Source organism: Herbidospora cretacea (assembly GCF_001570605.1).
Taxonomy (GTDB): domain Bacteria; phylum Actinomycetota; class Actinomycetes; order Streptosporangiales; family Streptosporangiaceae; genus Herbidospora; species Herbidospora cretacea.
Genome location: NZ_BBXG01000029.1, coordinates 14,260 through 28,652 on the forward strand (window position 1 = coordinate 14,260; position 14,393 = coordinate 28,652).

The 14,393-nt window shown below is 70.5% G+C and carries 13 protein-coding genes; 8 read left to right on the forward strand and 5 right to left on the reverse strand.

Annotated elements, in window-relative coordinates; genetic code table 11:
- The first annotated feature begins 58 nt into the window (after window positions 1-58).
- On the forward strand, window positions 59-547 hold the full coding sequence (locus AW270_RS35500) for a hypothetical protein (protein WP_061300530.1): 489 nt from the start codon (window positions 59-61) through the stop codon (window positions 545-547).
- Window positions 548-724: 177 nt separating this feature from the next.
- Here the strand turns inward: AW270_RS35500 and AW270_RS35505 are convergent, their stop codons facing one another.
- A complete protein-coding gene (locus AW270_RS35505) occupies window positions 725-1,789 on the reverse strand; it encodes a LacI family DNA-binding transcriptional regulator (RefSeq protein ID WP_061300531.1) in 1,065 nt (354 codons plus the stop codon).
- 376 nt (window positions 1,790-2,165) lie between these two features.
- On the opposite strand from AW270_RS35505, the gene AW270_RS35510 reads away from it, so the two are divergent.
- Window positions 2,166-3,575 carry a glycoside hydrolase family 10 protein gene (locus tag AW270_RS35510; protein ID WP_061300532.1) on the forward strand — a complete coding sequence of 470 codons (1,410 nt, stop codon included), beginning with the start codon at window positions 2,166-2,168 and terminating at the stop codon, window positions 3,573-3,575.
- 957 nt (window positions 3,576-4,532) lie between these two features.
- On the opposite strand, the gene AW270_RS35515 is transcribed toward AW270_RS35510, so the two are convergent.
- A complete protein-coding gene (locus AW270_RS35515; protein WP_218009430.1) occupies window positions 4,533-5,573 on the reverse strand; it encodes a LacI family DNA-binding transcriptional regulator in 1,041 nt (346 codons plus the stop codon).
- Between the two features lie 106 nt (window positions 5,574-5,679).
- Between AW270_RS35515 and AW270_RS35520 the strand changes: the two genes are divergently transcribed.
- The 5 genes from AW270_RS35520 (at window position 5,680) to AW270_RS35540 (ending at window position 10,464) form a co-directional block, all read left to right on the forward strand.
- Window positions 5,680-7,050 (forward strand): ABC transporter substrate-binding protein, encoded by a 1,371-nt coding sequence (locus AW270_RS35520; RefSeq protein WP_061300534.1) that lies wholly within the window; start codon window positions 5,680-5,682, stop codon window positions 7,048-7,050.
- 1 nt (window position 7,051) lies between these two features.
- Complete coding sequence (locus tag AW270_RS35525) at window positions 7,052-7,942, forward strand: carbohydrate ABC transporter permease (RefSeq protein ID WP_061300535.1); 891 nt, start codon at window positions 7,052-7,054, stop codon at window positions 7,940-7,942.
- Complete coding sequence (locus AW270_RS35530; RefSeq protein WP_061300536.1) at window positions 7,939-8,763, forward strand: carbohydrate ABC transporter permease; 825 nt, start codon at window positions 7,939-7,941, stop codon at window positions 8,761-8,763. Before AW270_RS35525 ends, AW270_RS35530 begins: the two co-directional genes overlap by 4 nt.
- 2 nt (window positions 8,764-8,765) lie before the next feature.
- Window positions 8,766-9,797: a glycoside hydrolase family 68 protein gene (locus tag AW270_RS35535; RefSeq protein ID WP_061300537.1), complete on the forward strand. Its 1,032-nt coding sequence runs from the start codon at window positions 8,766-8,768 to the stop codon at window positions 9,795-9,797.
- 319 nt (window positions 9,798-10,116) lie between these two features.
- Window positions 10,117-10,464 carry a helix-turn-helix domain-containing protein gene (locus AW270_RS35540; protein ID WP_061300538.1) on the forward strand — a complete coding sequence of 116 codons (348 nt, stop codon included), beginning with the start codon at window positions 10,117-10,119 and terminating at the stop codon, window positions 10,462-10,464.
- Window positions 10,465-10,482: 18 nt separating this feature from the next.
- On the opposite strand, the gene AW270_RS35545 is transcribed toward AW270_RS35540, so the two are convergent.
- Window positions 10,483-11,061: a chemotaxis protein CheB gene (locus tag AW270_RS35545; protein WP_061300539.1), complete on the reverse strand. Its 579-nt coding sequence runs from the start codon at window positions 11,059-11,061 to the stop codon at window positions 10,483-10,485.
- 191 nt (window positions 11,062-11,252) lie between these two features.
- Between AW270_RS35545 and AW270_RS35550 the strand changes: the two genes are divergently transcribed.
- Complete coding sequence (locus AW270_RS35550) at window positions 11,253-12,617, forward strand: CheR family methyltransferase (RefSeq protein ID WP_061300540.1); 1,365 nt, start codon at window positions 11,253-11,255, stop codon at window positions 12,615-12,617.
- Here the strand turns inward: AW270_RS35550 and AW270_RS35555 are convergent.
- Both AW270_RS35555 and AW270_RS35560 read right to left on the reverse strand, forming a co-directional pair.
- Complete coding sequence (locus AW270_RS35555; RefSeq protein WP_061300541.1) at window positions 12,588-13,250, reverse strand: response regulator; 663 nt, start codon at window positions 13,248-13,250, stop codon at window positions 12,588-12,590. The two genes, AW270_RS35550 and AW270_RS35555, sit on opposite strands and share 30 nt — an antisense overlap.
- The gene (locus AW270_RS35560) at window positions 13,247-14,362 is read right to left on the reverse strand and encodes a sensor histidine kinase (protein ID WP_061300542.1); all 1,116 of its coding nucleotides are present in this window, start codon (window positions 14,360-14,362) and stop codon (window positions 13,247-13,249) included. The genes AW270_RS35555 and AW270_RS35560 overlap by 4 nt, the downstream gene beginning before the upstream one ends.
- Window positions 14,363-14,393: the final 31 nt, after the last annotated feature.

A 14,393-nucleotide genomic window follows, 5' to 3' on the forward strand; every position in this document is an offset into this window, starting at 1 on the left:
TGGTGCAAGGAGGCGGGCCAATCGTGCCCATGACTCCCATTTTCCCAGGAGGAACCCGGTGTCCCCGTTCAAGAAGGCCGCCCTCATGGCCGCCGTGACCACCTCGGCACTCGCCCTCGCCGCCCCCGCGCACGCCGACGAACCCGGCGAACTGACCGCCCGCCTGACCATCACCGGAAGCGGCAGCGAGTGCCGCGTCCTGACGGTCGGCAAGGTCGGGATGACCAACGCCCAGGCGCAGTACCTCGTCGACAACGGCGCGACCGCCCGCGTCGAGGTCTGGGCCGACGACCCGATCTACGACAACCGCGTCTACAAGGGACCGGCGGCGGCCCTCAGCGCGGTGTCGGACAAGAACGGCGGCGGCCTGTTCATCGTCTCCGACCTGCGCCTGTCCTGCGTCAACTACCTCGACGAGGACGACAAGCCGCCCTTCGACTACGGCGACGAGATCTACACGAAGATCGTCTTCCAGGGCCCGGGCTACCCCCGCATGACGAAGAAGTCCAACGTCATCCACCGCAACTTCGGCTTCGCCGAACCGTGACGGCCGCCTGGTGACCTCGGCGTCAGCCGACGGCTGAGCGCCAGGTCTGGCCCGAAGGCGAGCGCATCCCGCGACCGGGCGGGGTCTTTGGTGTGGCCTGGCGGTCGGACACTGTCGATGGCCGACCTCATCTGACCTGCGCAGCCGCCCGTGCTCCGGTGAGGGGCGATCGTGCTGTCAGGCGGAGATCGGCGGGGTTCTCCGCCTGGCCGGGGCGGCCGTGCTGCTGCGGATCATCAGTTCGGTGCCCAGTTCGACGCGGCGCTGCGGGAGCGTCTCGCCCTCGGCCATGGAGATCAGCATGGTGGCCGCCATGACGCCCATCTCCGTCAGCGGCTGCCGGACCGTGGTCAGCGGCGGCGTGGCCCAGCGCCAGGCGGGCATGTCGTCGAAGCCGATGACGCTGAGGTCGTCGGGGATGCGCAGGCCCCTCGCGTAGGCCGCGTGGTAGACGCCGACCGCCTGGCCGTCGTTGGAGGCGAAGATCGCGGTGGGCGGCTCGGGCAGGTCCATCAGGCGGTGGGTGTGGGTGAGGCCGTCTTCGATCTGGAAGTCGCCGGGGCAGATCAGGTCGGGGTCGACCGGGACGCCCGCGGCGTCGAGGGCGGCGCGGTAGCCGTCCAGGCGGGCGCGGCCGGCCAGCGCCCAGTCGGGGCCGGTGATCATCGCGATGCGGCGGTGGCCGAGTTCCAGCAGGTGGCGGGTGGCTTCGAGGCCGCCGCTCCAGTTGGTGGCGCCGACCGACGGTACGGCCCGGCCGGGGTCGCCCGCCGGGTCGAGGACGACCAGCGGGATCTCCCGGGCGGCGAGCCGGGCGCGCTGCTCCTCCGTGGGGCCCGAGAAGACCGTGATGACTCCGGCCGAACGGCGGCTGAGCACGCTTTCGAGCCAGCCCTGGCCGGGGACGTGCCGCCCGCCGAGCTCGGAGATCACCAGGCCCTGGCGGGCCTCGCGGGTGACCTGCTGAACGCCCCGGATGACCTCTATCGGGTAGTCACCGGCGAGTTCGTGGAAGACGAGCTCGATGAGGCCCGCCGGTTTGATCCGCCGTCGCTGGCGGCGGAAGCCGTGTTCGTGGATGAGACCCTCGACCATGGCGCGGGTCTTCGGGCCGACGTCCGTCTGGCCGTTGACGACCTTGGAGACGGTGGCCATGGAGACCCCGGCCATCTCGGCGAGCTGAGAGAGGGTCAGCGGGGCCGGAGAGGCCGCGCCGGTGGGGGATTCCTCTGTCGGGGTCATATGCGGAGTTTAGCTACGTGGCTTTCGGTCGTATTCGCAGCAGATCACACCGCGCGCTTGCCGGAGCGGCCCGAACCCGCTTCTCGTAAATTAGTGCTCTTTTCCGCGAATTCTACGTGGTGACTTCTCTGAAACTTTCACTTAACGTCACGAGCGCTCCGCGATCTTCTTCTGTGCGAACGTCCAGGCAGGGAAACGTTCAGCGGACACCGGCCGGAGGCGGGCGGGATCCCGCCGCGTTGACGGTGGATCGCGCCGTCGGATGTACTCCCCGGCAGCAACCCACAGGAGCCAACACGACCGTACGGGATCTTGAATGTTAGCGATAACAGACCCCGGCCCGGCCGTCTCAACCTGGTCGAGGAGCACCACCGCAATGACTCCCCACGCGATCCTGACCATCGCGCGACGCACTCTCGTCGCCGGCGCGGCGCTCGTGCTCGCCGTCCCCCTCACCGCGTCCGCCGCGGCCGCCACGCTCGGCGCCGCCGCGGCCCAGACGAACCGCTACTTCGGCGCGGCCATCGCTGCCGGCCGGATGAACGACTCGACGTACATGACCATTCTGAACCGCGAGTTCAACCAGGTCACCGCCGAGAACGAGATGAAGTGGGACGCCACCGAGCCCTCCCGGGGCTCCTTCAACTACAACAACGCCAACCGCATCGTGAACCACGCGATCAGCCGAGGCATGATCATCCGTGGCCACGCCCTGCTCTGGCACCAGCAGATGCCCGGCTGGGCCCAGGGCCTGTCGGGCTCGACGCTGCGCAGCGCGATGATCAACCACGTCACCCAGGTCGCGACCTACTTCCGCGGCAAGATCCACTCTTGGGACGTCGTCAACGAGGCCTTCGCCGACGGCAACGGCGGCGGGCGGCGGCAGTCGAGCCTCCAGGCCACCGGCAACGACTGGATCGAGGCCGCCTTCCGCGCGGCCAGGGCCGCCGACCCCGGGGCCAAGCTCTGCTACAACGACTACAACACCGACGGAATCAACGCCAAGAGCACCGGCATCTACAACATGGTCCGCGACTTCAAGCAGCGCGGCGTGCCGATCGACTGCGTCGGTTTCCAGTCCCACCTGACCAACTCGGCGCCGAGCGACTACCAGGCCAACCTGCAGCGCTTCGCCGACCTCGGGGTGGACGTCCAGATCACCGAACTGGACATCTCCGGCTCCAACCAGGCCAACGCCTATGCCACCGTCACCCGCGCCTGCCTGGCCGTGGCCCGCTGCAACGGCATCACGGTCTGGGGCATCCGCGACAGCGACTCCTGGCGCACCGGCGCGAACCCGCTGCTCTTCGACTCGTCGGGCAACAAGAAGGCCGCGTACACCTCGGTCCTGAACGCCCTCAACGCGGCCACCCCCAGCCCGACCCCGACGCCCACGCCGACCCCGACCCCCACGCCGACTCCCACGCCGACCCCGACCCCGACTCCGACGCCGACCCCGAACCCTGGCGGTCCGTGCCGGGTGGCGTACTCGGTCAACCCGTGGAACACCGGCTACACGGCGGCGATCATCGTCACCAACACCGGGTCGTCGGCGCTCAACGGATGGGCACTCGCCTTCACCCTGCCCTCCGGCCAGACGATCACCGGCGGCTGGAACGCCGCCTACACCGGGTCGAGCGGCCAGATCACCGCCCGCAACCTGAGCTACAACAACGCCATCCCGGCCGGCGGCTCGGTGGAGTTCGGCTTCCAGGCCACCCACACCGGCAACACCGCCGCCCCCACGAGCTTCACCCTCAACGGCAGCACCTGCACCACGGCCTGACCGGCCCCCAGACCGGCCCGCCGCCCGTGATCGGGGCGGGCGGCGGGCCTTCCAGACAGCACGCGCCCCCAGGAGCTCCCTCCCGGGGGCGCGTGCTCCCACTTCACCTCGTAGTCACCCGTTCGGAACGACCACCGACTCCCACCGGCGGACCAGAAGCGCTGTGCGCCACTCCCGGCGGCTGGACCAGCTGACGAAGGCCGCAGCGCCCACAAGTTCGGGGCACCGGAAATCTCCAAGTGACGGACCGGCAGATGGAGACCGGGAAGCTCAGATGTCCAGCGCGCCACCGCTTCTCAGTGAAAGACCGGCAGACCAGAGAAGCAAAGCCTCCATGTAGGGGACCGGCGCCCACTCCCGGAATGAACCGGCTGACAAAGGCCAGGGACGGCCACCCGATCCGGGTGACGGGCCAGCGAGCAAATCCACCGGCTCACACATGTCAGGAGCGGCTACCGACTCCAGCAGCGAACCGGCAGCCGGAAACCACGAAGCCACCATGTGCGGAGCGCCACCCACTCCTGGCTGCGGTCCGGCCGACAAAGGCCACAAGCTCACACCATCAGGGGCACCGGCCCCCAGCAACAGACCGCCATCCAAAGCCCACACGGTCAGGACGCACCCGCTCTTAGTGACGCCCCCCGAGCAAAGGCCGCAGAAGTCACATGTTCGGAGCGGCCACCCACTCCCATCGGAAAGCAGGCAAAGGCCGCAAGCTCACACGTTCGGGAGCACCGACTGACTCCCAGCAACAGACCGCCAGGCAGAAGCCGCGAAGCCCACATCTTCAGCACAGCCACCCACTACCGGTGACTAACCACCAGGCAAAGGCCGCAGAGTTCACACGCGCAGAGCGGCGCCCGACTTTCGGTGGCTGATCCCGGGCGAGGCCGAAGCGCTCACACGCGGAGAGGCGCCCGACTCTCGGTGGCTGATCCCCGGGCGAGACGGCAGAGCTCACACGCGCGGAGCGGCGACCGACTCTCGGTGGCGGACCGGCATCGGGACGCGGTGGATTTCTCCCTGTCCTGTTTCCTCGCCCATCTGGGCGAACAGGACCTCCACCGCCTTGCGGCCCAGTTCGTAGTGGGGCAGGGCCACCGTCGTCAGCTTAGGGCGCATCCACGACGCTATCGGGTGGTCGTCGAAGGAGACCACGGACACGTCGCCCGGCACGTCGAGCCCCGCGTCGCTGAGTGCGTGGTAGGCGCCCAGGGCCAGCCGGTCGTTCAGGCAGATCAGGGCCTTGGGGCGGTGCTGTTCGAGCAGGTCGGCGGTGGCGGCTGAGCCCTCTTCGGGGAGCCAGTCGACGAACATCCGGCCGCCGGCGATCTTCACGCCCGCCTCGCCCAGGATCTCGCGGATGCCCACCAGGCGTTCCCGTGCCGCGACGCTGCGCGGGGGGACGTCGCCCAGTTCGGGGCCCACGCCGATCAGGTAGATGCCGTCGCGGTGGCCGGCGTCGAGGAGCACCCGGGCGGCCGCGCGGCCGGCCTCGACCTCGTCGGGGACGATCGAGGGCAGGTCGGAAGCGGTCTTGGGGAGGGCGTTCAGCAGGACGGCGGGGCCCACATCCTTGGGGACCTTGATCGTGCGGGTGTACATGGAGGCCAAGATCAGGCCGTCGACCTGGCGGTCCTGCATGGCGTGGAGCAGGCCGCGCTCCAGTTCGGGGTCGCCCTCGGTCTCACCGATGAAGAGCATCACGCCGCGTTCGCGGGCGGCTTCCAGGGCGCCTTTGATCATGTCGCCGGCGAGGCGGGAGGTCGCGACGGTGTCGGAGACGAAGCCGATCGTGCGGCTCGTGCCGGTGCGCAGGCCGACGGAGACCGCGTTCGGGCGGTAGCCCAACTCGTCCGCGGCACGCAGTACCCTCTGCTCGACGTCGTGGGATATGCGCAGCTCACGGCCTCTGCCCGTCATGACGAGCGAGGCGGTGGTGCGGGAAACTCCGGCCGCCTGGGCCAGGTCGGCCAAGGTGACCCGACGTCGACTCACGGGGGGAGACCTCCACATTCCAACCGCATTACGGGCCCTTGACACCGTCGGATACGCACGGTGAGACTATCGCATCGCTAATCCGATTTAGCAAAGGGAGACGCACATGTCTCATCGAGTTCACTCCCGCCGGAGCCGCGTGGCGATGGTGGTCATCCTGGGGGGAAGCCTGGCCGCCGCCTGCGCGGCGCCGGGCAGTGGCAACGCCCAGCCGACGGCCGCCGCGTCGTCGGCGCCGGCGCTGGCGTCCGCGCCGACCTGCGGCACCGAGCCCGTCACGATGAAGGGCTACTTCGAAACGGGTTTCCCGATCGCGAAGGCGCTGACCGACGAGTTCACCAAGCAGCACCCGAACGTCACCTTCGACATCCGCGAAGACCAGTTCGCGGTGATCACCCAGAACGCGCCGCGCGTGCTGGCCGACGACCCGCCGGACCTCATGCGCCTCCCGCAGGTCTCCGAGCTGGTCAAGAACAACCTGCTGAAGAACCTCGACGAGTACGCCAAGGTCTTCGGCTGGGACAAGTGGCCGCCCTCTCAGCTCCAGCAGATGCGGATGGCCCCCGGCGGCGCGGTGCGCGGCGAGGGCTCCCTCTACGCCATGGGCCTCAACTTCTCCATGACCGGCGTCTTCTACAACAAGAAGCTCGCCGCCCAGATCGGCATGACCACTCCCCCGGCGACCCTCGCCGACCTCGACGCCGCCATGGCCAAGGCGAAGGAGGCGGGCCTGGCCCCGATCGCGCAGTTCAACGGCGGCGCGACCGGCGGGCTGGCCTTCCCGCTCCAGGACCTGATGGCCTCCTACGGCCCGGCCGCCCCCATCAACGACTGGATCTTCCAGAAGCCCGGCGCGACCATCGACACGCCGTCCAACCTCCAGGCCACCCAGCACCTGGAGAAGTGGATCAAGGCGGGCTACTTCTGGAAGGACGTCAACGCCGTCGACTACGCCACCATGATGAGCCGCTTCATGAAGGGCGACGGCCTTTTCATGTTCAACGGCGACTGGGAGTCGGGCAACCTCGACAAGCAGATGCCCGGCGACGTGGGCTTCTTCCTGATGCCCCCGGCCCAGGCCGGCGGCAAGCAGGCGGCCATGTCGGCCCCGCTGACCTTCGGCGTCGGCGCGAACGCCAAGAACGCCGACTGCGCCGCCACGTTCCTCGACTGGGTCGCCACCGACACCCAGGCGCGCACGATCGGCGTCCAGGTCGGCGGCTCCCACCCGATGGGCCCGGCCGACGCGCCGATGCCGCCGATCGCGGCGGGCACCGTCACCGAGAGCACCCTGGCGGCGGGCGCGAAGATCGCCGAGGACAACGGGTCGATGGACTTCATCGCCAACGCCACCGGCGCGATCTACGCCAAGAGCTGGACCCCCAACCTGCAGAAGCTGGTCGGCGGGGAGCAGACCCCGGAGGGCCTGCTCAAGAGCGTGCAGGCCGACTACGTGTCCCAGGTCAAGGGAGGCTGACGTGAAGGCGGCCGTGAAACGGCGAAGCGGGTCGAGATGGGCCGGCTGGTTGTTCGTGCTGCCCGCGGCCGCGTTCTACGTCGTGTTCGTGATCCAGCCGCTGGCCATGACGGTGCAGTACTCCCTCTACTCGTGGGACGGCATCGGCGTGGCCACCTGGAACGGCGTCCAGAACTACCTGCGGGTCTTCACCGACCCCGACCTGTTCGCCGCGATCCTCAACGCGATCAAGCTGATCGTGTTCTTCAGCGCGGTCCCGGTCGTGCTCGGGCTGGCCATCGCGGCGACGATCCGGCGCATCGCCGCCAGCCGTCTCGCGCTGGTGGCCCGCACGGTCATCTTCCTGCCGCAGGTCATTCCGCTGGTCGCGGCCGGGATCACCTGGAGCTGGCTGCTGTCGTCGACCGGGCTGGTGAACCAGCTCCTGACGTACATAGGACTGGAGAAGATCACCCGCGCCTGGCTGGGCGAGTTCTCGACGGCGCTGCCGGCGGTCGGGGTGATCGGCGCCTGGGTGCTCCTGGGCCTGTGCACCCTCCTGCTGCTGGCCGGGATGAGCAAGATCGATCCGGCTCTGTACGAGGCCGCGCGCCTCGACGGGGCGGGCCCGCTGCGTGAGTTCGTCTCGATCACGCTGCCCAGCCTCCGCCAGGAGATCGGGGTCTGCGTCACCGTCACCGTCGTGGCCGCGCTGGCCAGCTTCGACATCGTCTACATCTCGACCCAGGGCGGCCCCGGCAACGCCAGCATGGTGCCCGGCCTGGAGATCTACTACTTGGCCTTCTCCGAACGCCAGGTCGGCGTCGCCTCGGCCCTCGCGGTGGTCCTCACCGTGCTGGTGATCGCGTGCGCGCTGCCGATCCAGTGGCTGACCAGGGACCGTTCATCATGAAAACCGCTCGTCGTGAGGCCTGGACGGGCCGGGTGCTGCTGATCGTGCTGATGGCGGCCACCCTGATGCCGTTCCTCAGCCTCTTCGTCACCGCGCTCCACCCGTCGGGCAGCTATCCGCTCGGCCTGGAGTGGCCCGACGACCCGCAGTGGGGCAACTTCGCCACCGCGTTCACCGCCGCCCGGATGACGGAGCTGCTGAAGTCGAGCGTGCTGATCGTGCTCGGGGTCGTGCCGATCTCGCTGGTCGTGGCCACCATGGCCGGGTTCGCCATCGGGCACCTGCGCATCCCGGGCCGCCGCGTCATCTTCGTGGCGTTCCTGCTCGGCCTGACGCTGCCGTTCGAGGGCATCATCACCCCGCTCTACTACCTGGTGCGGGACATGGGCGTGCTGAACACCCGGTGGGCGATCATCCTGCCGCTGATCGGGCTGTTCATGCCGTTCTCGGTGTTCTGGATGCGGGCCCACTTCGTGAACATGCCGGAGGAGCTGTCGGAGAGCGCCCGCATCGACGGCGCGGGCACCTGGCAGCTCTTCTGGAAGGTGCACGTGCCGCTGGCCGCCCCGGCGACCTCGTCGCTGGCGATCCTGCTGTTCCTGTGGACGTGGAACCAGTTCCTGCTGGCCATCGTGCTCGTGGACGACCCCCTCCAGCGCACCATGTCCGGAGCGCTGGGCGCCTTCCAGGGGCAGTGGGGCACCGACATCCCGCTGCTGTGCGCGGGTTCGCTGCTCATCCTGACCCCGACGCTCCTCGTCTTCCTGATCTTCCAGCGCCGTTTCGTGACCGCCCTGCTCCAGGGCTCCCTGAAGGGATGACAGTGACCACCACGACGCGGTGGACCCGGCGTCACCTCGATCTGATCACCGACGCCCCCGCGACGACCGCACCGCCCATCCTCGGCCCGGTGCCGCCCGCGCTGCCCGGCTACGACCTGTGGGACATGTGGCCGATCCAGGAGGAGGACGGCGCCACCGCCCTCTTCGACGGCCGCGAACTCTGGATGGGCCTGACCGCCCCCGCTCTCGGCCACCCCGAGGAGCGCCACGACGTCGCCCGCATCCGCCTGCTCGCCCTCGACGAGGGCAAGTGGGTGGACCTGGGCGACCAGTTCCCCGACGGCGCCTCGCCGGGCAGCCGCGAATGGTCCGGCACGGCGCTCCGGCGCGCCGACGGCACGGTCTCGGTCTTCTACACCGCGGCCGGGTTCCGCGGCGAGGAGCGGCCCACCTTCGTCCAGCGGGTGTTCGAGGCCCGGGAGGGGGTGCACCGGGAGATCGTCCGGTCCGGCGGCGAGTTCTTCCTCCCGGCCGACGAGCGCGAGGGAGGGCCGGGGAAGATCCGGGCCTTCCGCGACCCGGCGTGGTTCCGGGGACATCTGCTCGTCGCGGCCTCGGTCCCGTGGGGCGAGCGCCACATGGGCGCCATCGCGCTGACCGGGCCGGAGTCCGAGGGCTACCCGATGTACCCGCCGCTGCTGGTCGCCGACGGGATCAACCGCGAGATCGAGCGCCCGCACGTCGTTGCCCGCGACGGCCTGTTCTACCTGTTCTTCTGCACCCACCGCCAGTCGTTCGAACCGGCCGGCGCCGCCCCGACCGGCCTCTACGGCTTCGTCTCCGACCAGCTCACCGGCCCGTACGAACCCCTCAACGGCTCGGGCCTGGTCATCGGCAACCCGGCCGCCCAGCCCGACCAGGCGTACGCGTGGATGGTGCTCGACGACCTGCGCGCCGTGAGCTTCCTCGACTACCGGGGCCCGGTCGAGCGGGCCCACTTCGGCGGCACCGTGGCGCCGACGCTGCACCTGCGGCTCGACGGCGACCGCTCATGGATCGAGCCGGCCAGCTGAGGAAATCTATAGCGGCGGTGGTAGACATTCGCGTACCCGGGTATTAGCGTTTGTGACATCGCAAGGAACGAATCAGGAAGGGAGTGTTGACGCCATCGGGATCGCCCGTGCCGGCTGAGGATCGCCGCTCGGGTACCGCAGTTCCACAGACAGAAAGGTGGTCTACGGTCAAGCATTCGCGATCCGCGCATGATCGCCACACAGTAGGCGGATGCGCACAACAGTAGATCGGCCTGACGGCCGGTAGATGGTGTTGAACTCTTGAGGGCCCCGGTGCACACGGCACCGGGGCCCATGACGCGTGTTCAGGAAGGAATGTATGGACCAACGTCGCCCGGCTGCCGAAACAGCCGGATCGGCCGAAGACCGGTTCGACGATGACGACTACCCCGCCTACAGCATGGGCGCGGCCGCCGAGATGCTCGGGGTCACCCCGACATTCCTCCGGGCCCTGGGCGAGGCGCGTCTGATCGAACCGCGACGATCGGGCGGCGGCCACCGCCGCTACTCCCGCTACCAGCTGCGGCTGGCGGCGCGCGCCCGGGAACTCGTCGACCAGGGCACCCCCGTGGAAGCCGCCTGCCGGATCATCATCCTGGAGGACCAGCTCGCCGAGGCGCTGCGCGTCAACGCCGAATACGAGCGTCAGAGAGCCGCCGGAGACTGACCCGGAGAACCCCCCCGGTCAGGAGGCGGCGGTATGGGCCATGATCGCGCCGGCGATGTCGGGCAGGGGCAGGACCTGGCTGACGTCCTCCGTCTCGATGGCCGCGCCGGGCATCCCGAAGGATTCGGAACTCACCTCGTCCTGGGCGATGACCGTGCCGCCGCAGTGGACGACGGCGCGCACCCCCGCCTGGCCGTCCCGCCCCATGCCGGTGAGGATCACGGCCAGGGCGCGGGGACCGAAGGTCACCGCCAGGGTGGCCAGTAACAGATCCCCCGAAGGCCGCGCCGGGGGCGCGGCCCCGACGTCGATGAGCCCGACGCGCTCCCGCGAGGTGACGAGCAGATGCCGGCCCGGCGGCACGACGAGGGCGAGGCCGGGCCGCAGCACGCCGGAGTCGGTGGCGACCCGGACCGCCAGGCGGGTCCGCCGGGCCAGGATGTGGGTCAACCGGCCCGGCGCGTCGGGGCTCTGGTGCAGGGCGACGAGCACCGCCGCCGGGAGGTCGGCGGGCAGCGGCGCGAGCACGTGGGAGAGGGCGTCGAGCCCGCCCGCCGAGGCGAGGAGGGCGACCACGGAGAACTCCGGCGGACCCATCGGACGCTGTTCCGGAGAGGGGGTAGGAGCCATGTCCTGCCTGCGATTCCGGGGTCACGTCCCACCGGCCGCCGAGGACGAGACGTCCCGCGAACGCATCCGAAGTGCCTACGGCGGCTTTCCGAGCCTGCCACAGATCCCCCGGCCGCGGCGATCTTCATGGGCCGGATGACCGCGCATAGGCTCGGGACGTGACTCCGGACAAGGAACGCGACTTCGACGATCTCCTGGTGATGCTGAAGGAAATCCGGGGCTTCGACTTCAGCGGATACAAGCGGACCACCCTCGAACGCCGGATCGCCCGGCGGCTGGAGTTCCTCAAACTGCGGGACCACGCCGAATACCGCGACTACCTGGAACTGGAGCCCGAGGAGTTCAACGAGCTCTTCGACAGTCTCCTGATCAACGTCACCGGCTTCTTCCGCGATCCGGCGGCCTGGCAGTCGCTCCGGGCCAACGTGGTGCGCGGCCTCGTCGCCGGCAAGCCCGCCGACCAGGGCATCCGGATCTGGAGCGCGGGCTGCGCCACCGGCGAGGAGGCGTACACCCTCGCGATGATCCTCGCGGCCGAGATGGGCGACGAGGAGTTCACGAGGCGGGTGAAGATCTACGCCACCGACCTCGACGAGCAGGCGCTTCAGGTCGCCCGCGCCGCCGTCTACACCGAACGCCAGGTCGCCGGGGTTCCGGCCGAGTTCCTGGAGACCTGCTTCGAGCGGTCGGAGAGCGGCTACGGCTTCCGGCGCGACCTGCGCAGGCGGGTGATCTTCGGGCGCAACGACCTGACCCGCGACGCCCCGATCAGCCGGGTCGACCTCGTGTCGGCCCGGAACACCCTGATGTACTTCACGACCGAGACGCAGCTCAACGTCGTGCGGCGGTTCCACTTCGCGCTGTCCGACCCCGGTCACCTGTTCCTGGGCAGGGCCGAGATGCTGCTCAACCAGAGCGACACGTTCGAGCCCGTCGACCTGCGCATGCGGATCTTCCGGAAGAAGGGCGGCACGACCTCCTTCGCCGGCCTCGCGTCCCGATCGGCGCAGCCGGTGGCCGGCGGCCCGCGCCCGGCGGGCGAGCTCCACGTCGCCGCGCTGGCGTCCAGCCCGATCGCCCACATCGTTTTGGACACCGAGGGCCGGCTCGCCCTGCTCAACGCGCGGGCCGAGGCCCTGTTCAACCTGCATCCCCGCGACCTCGGGCGGCCCTTCCAGGACTTCGAGCTGTCCTACCGGCCCGTCGAGCTGCGTTCGGTGATCGAGCAGGCGCGGGCCGAGGTGCGCGCGGTGGAGCTGCGGGAGGTGCTCTGGCACCGTCCCGGGGAGCCCCAGCCGGGCGTGTTCGACATCGTGGTGCTGCCGCTGCGGGACGGCGCGGGCCGCCTGCTCGGCGTCGGCGTCAACTTCCACGAGGTCACCCGGTTCCGCCGGCTCCGCGACGACCTCCAGCGGGCCAACAGGGCGCTGGAGCCCGCCTACGAGGAGCTCCAGCAGATCAGCGACGCCCTCAAGGCCCGTGAGAGCGAGGCGTCAGAGGCTGCGCCGGGTCACCAGGCCTGACTCGTAGGCGATCACCACGAGCTGGGCGCGGTCGCGGGCGCGCAGCTTGGTCATGGCCCGGTTGACGTGGGTCTTGGCGGTCAGGACGCTGATCACCATGTGGGCGGCGATCTCCTCGTTCGACAGGCCCCGCGCGACCAGGGTGACGGCTTCGCGCTCCCGGTTGGTCAGCTCCTCCAGGGCCGCGCCCGCGTTGGGGTGGAGCGGCTGGGCGACGTAGCGGTTGATGAGCCTGCGGGTGATCGACGGCGCGAGCAGGGCGTCGCCGCGCGCGGCCACGCGGACGGCGTGCAGGAAGTCCTCCGGCACGATGTCCTTGACCAGGAACCCGGCCGCGCCCGCGCGCAGCGCGTCGAAGACGTGTTCGTCGAAGCCGTAGTTGGTGAGGATGACGACGTGGACGCCGGCCAGGGCCGGGTCGGCGGCGATGCGCCGGGTGGCCTCGATGCCGTCGAGGACCGGCATCTGGATGTCGATGAGCGCGATGTCGGGCAGGTGCTCCCTGGCCAGCGCGACGCCCTGGGCCCCGTCGGCGGCCTCGGCCACCACCTCGATGTCGTCTTCGAGGTCGAGCAGCGCGCGGAACCCGCTGCGCAGGAGCGGCTGGTCGTCGACCAGCAGGACGCGGATCACAGCGTCCGGTCCACGGGCAGTTCGGCCTCGACGGTGAAACCGCCCTCGCCGCGCGGCGCGGCGCGCAGTTCCCCGCCCAGGGCGGTGACCCGCTCGCGCATCCCGAGCAGGCCGACCCCGGGCACCGGCGTGCAGGCCGGGGTGGCCCGGCCGTCGTCGTCGACCCGGACGGCGAGGGCGCCCGGACGGTAGTCGATCCGGACCGACGCCGTCGCGGCGGCGGCGTGGCGGGCGACGTTGGTCAGGGACTCCTGGACGATCCGGTAGACCGTCCGGCCCACCGCGACGGGCACGTCGTGGCGGTCGCCCTCGATCGTCAGCGTCGCGTCGAGTCCGGTGGTGCGGGCGCGTTCGACCAGGTCGGCGACGTGGTCGAGGCCGCGCGGCGGGGCCGGGTCGTCGTCGCGCAGCGCCTCCAGGGTGGCCCGCAGCTCGCGGGTCGCCTCGCGGCCGGCCTCCTGGATCGCCAGCAGGGCGCCGGGCACCTGCTCGCCGCGCTTGCGGGCGACGTGGACGGCGACCTCGGCCTGCACCTTGATGATCGAGATCTGGTGGGTGAGCGAGTCGTGCAGCTCCCGGGCGATGCGCAGCCGCTCCTCGTCGGCGCGGCGGCGCGCGGTCTCCTCGCGGGTGCGCTCGGCCTCGTCGGCGCGGCGTTCGGCCTGCCGCAGCGCCTCGCCCGCCGCGCCGGCCGCGATCAGCCAGGCCAGCTCCAGGGCGCCCCGCGCCTGGGCGAACGCCTCGCCGGTGTCGTGGAGGCCGGAGGCCAGGGCCGCCAGCGGGAGGAGTGCCAGCATGGCCACGCCGGCCGCCACGGTGACCGCCCGGTGCCCGGCGCGGACGGCGGCGTACACCGCGAACAGGAACGCGACGGCGGGGACGTCGTGACCGGCCGCCTGGTAGCCCACGGCGCACAGACCGGTGACGGCCAGGACGGCGACCGGCGCGCGGCGGCGGGCGGCCAGCGCCAGTCCGCCTCCCGCCAGCAGGGCGTAGCCGACCAGGCCGGGCAGCGTGCCGGCATGGCCGCCGGACACGCCGGTGACCAGCAGCGTCGCCCCCACTCCGACGGCGATCGCCCAGTCGGCGATCCCCGCCCGGCTCACGCTCATGGGCGCACCCTAACCCGGATGCCCGCGCGGG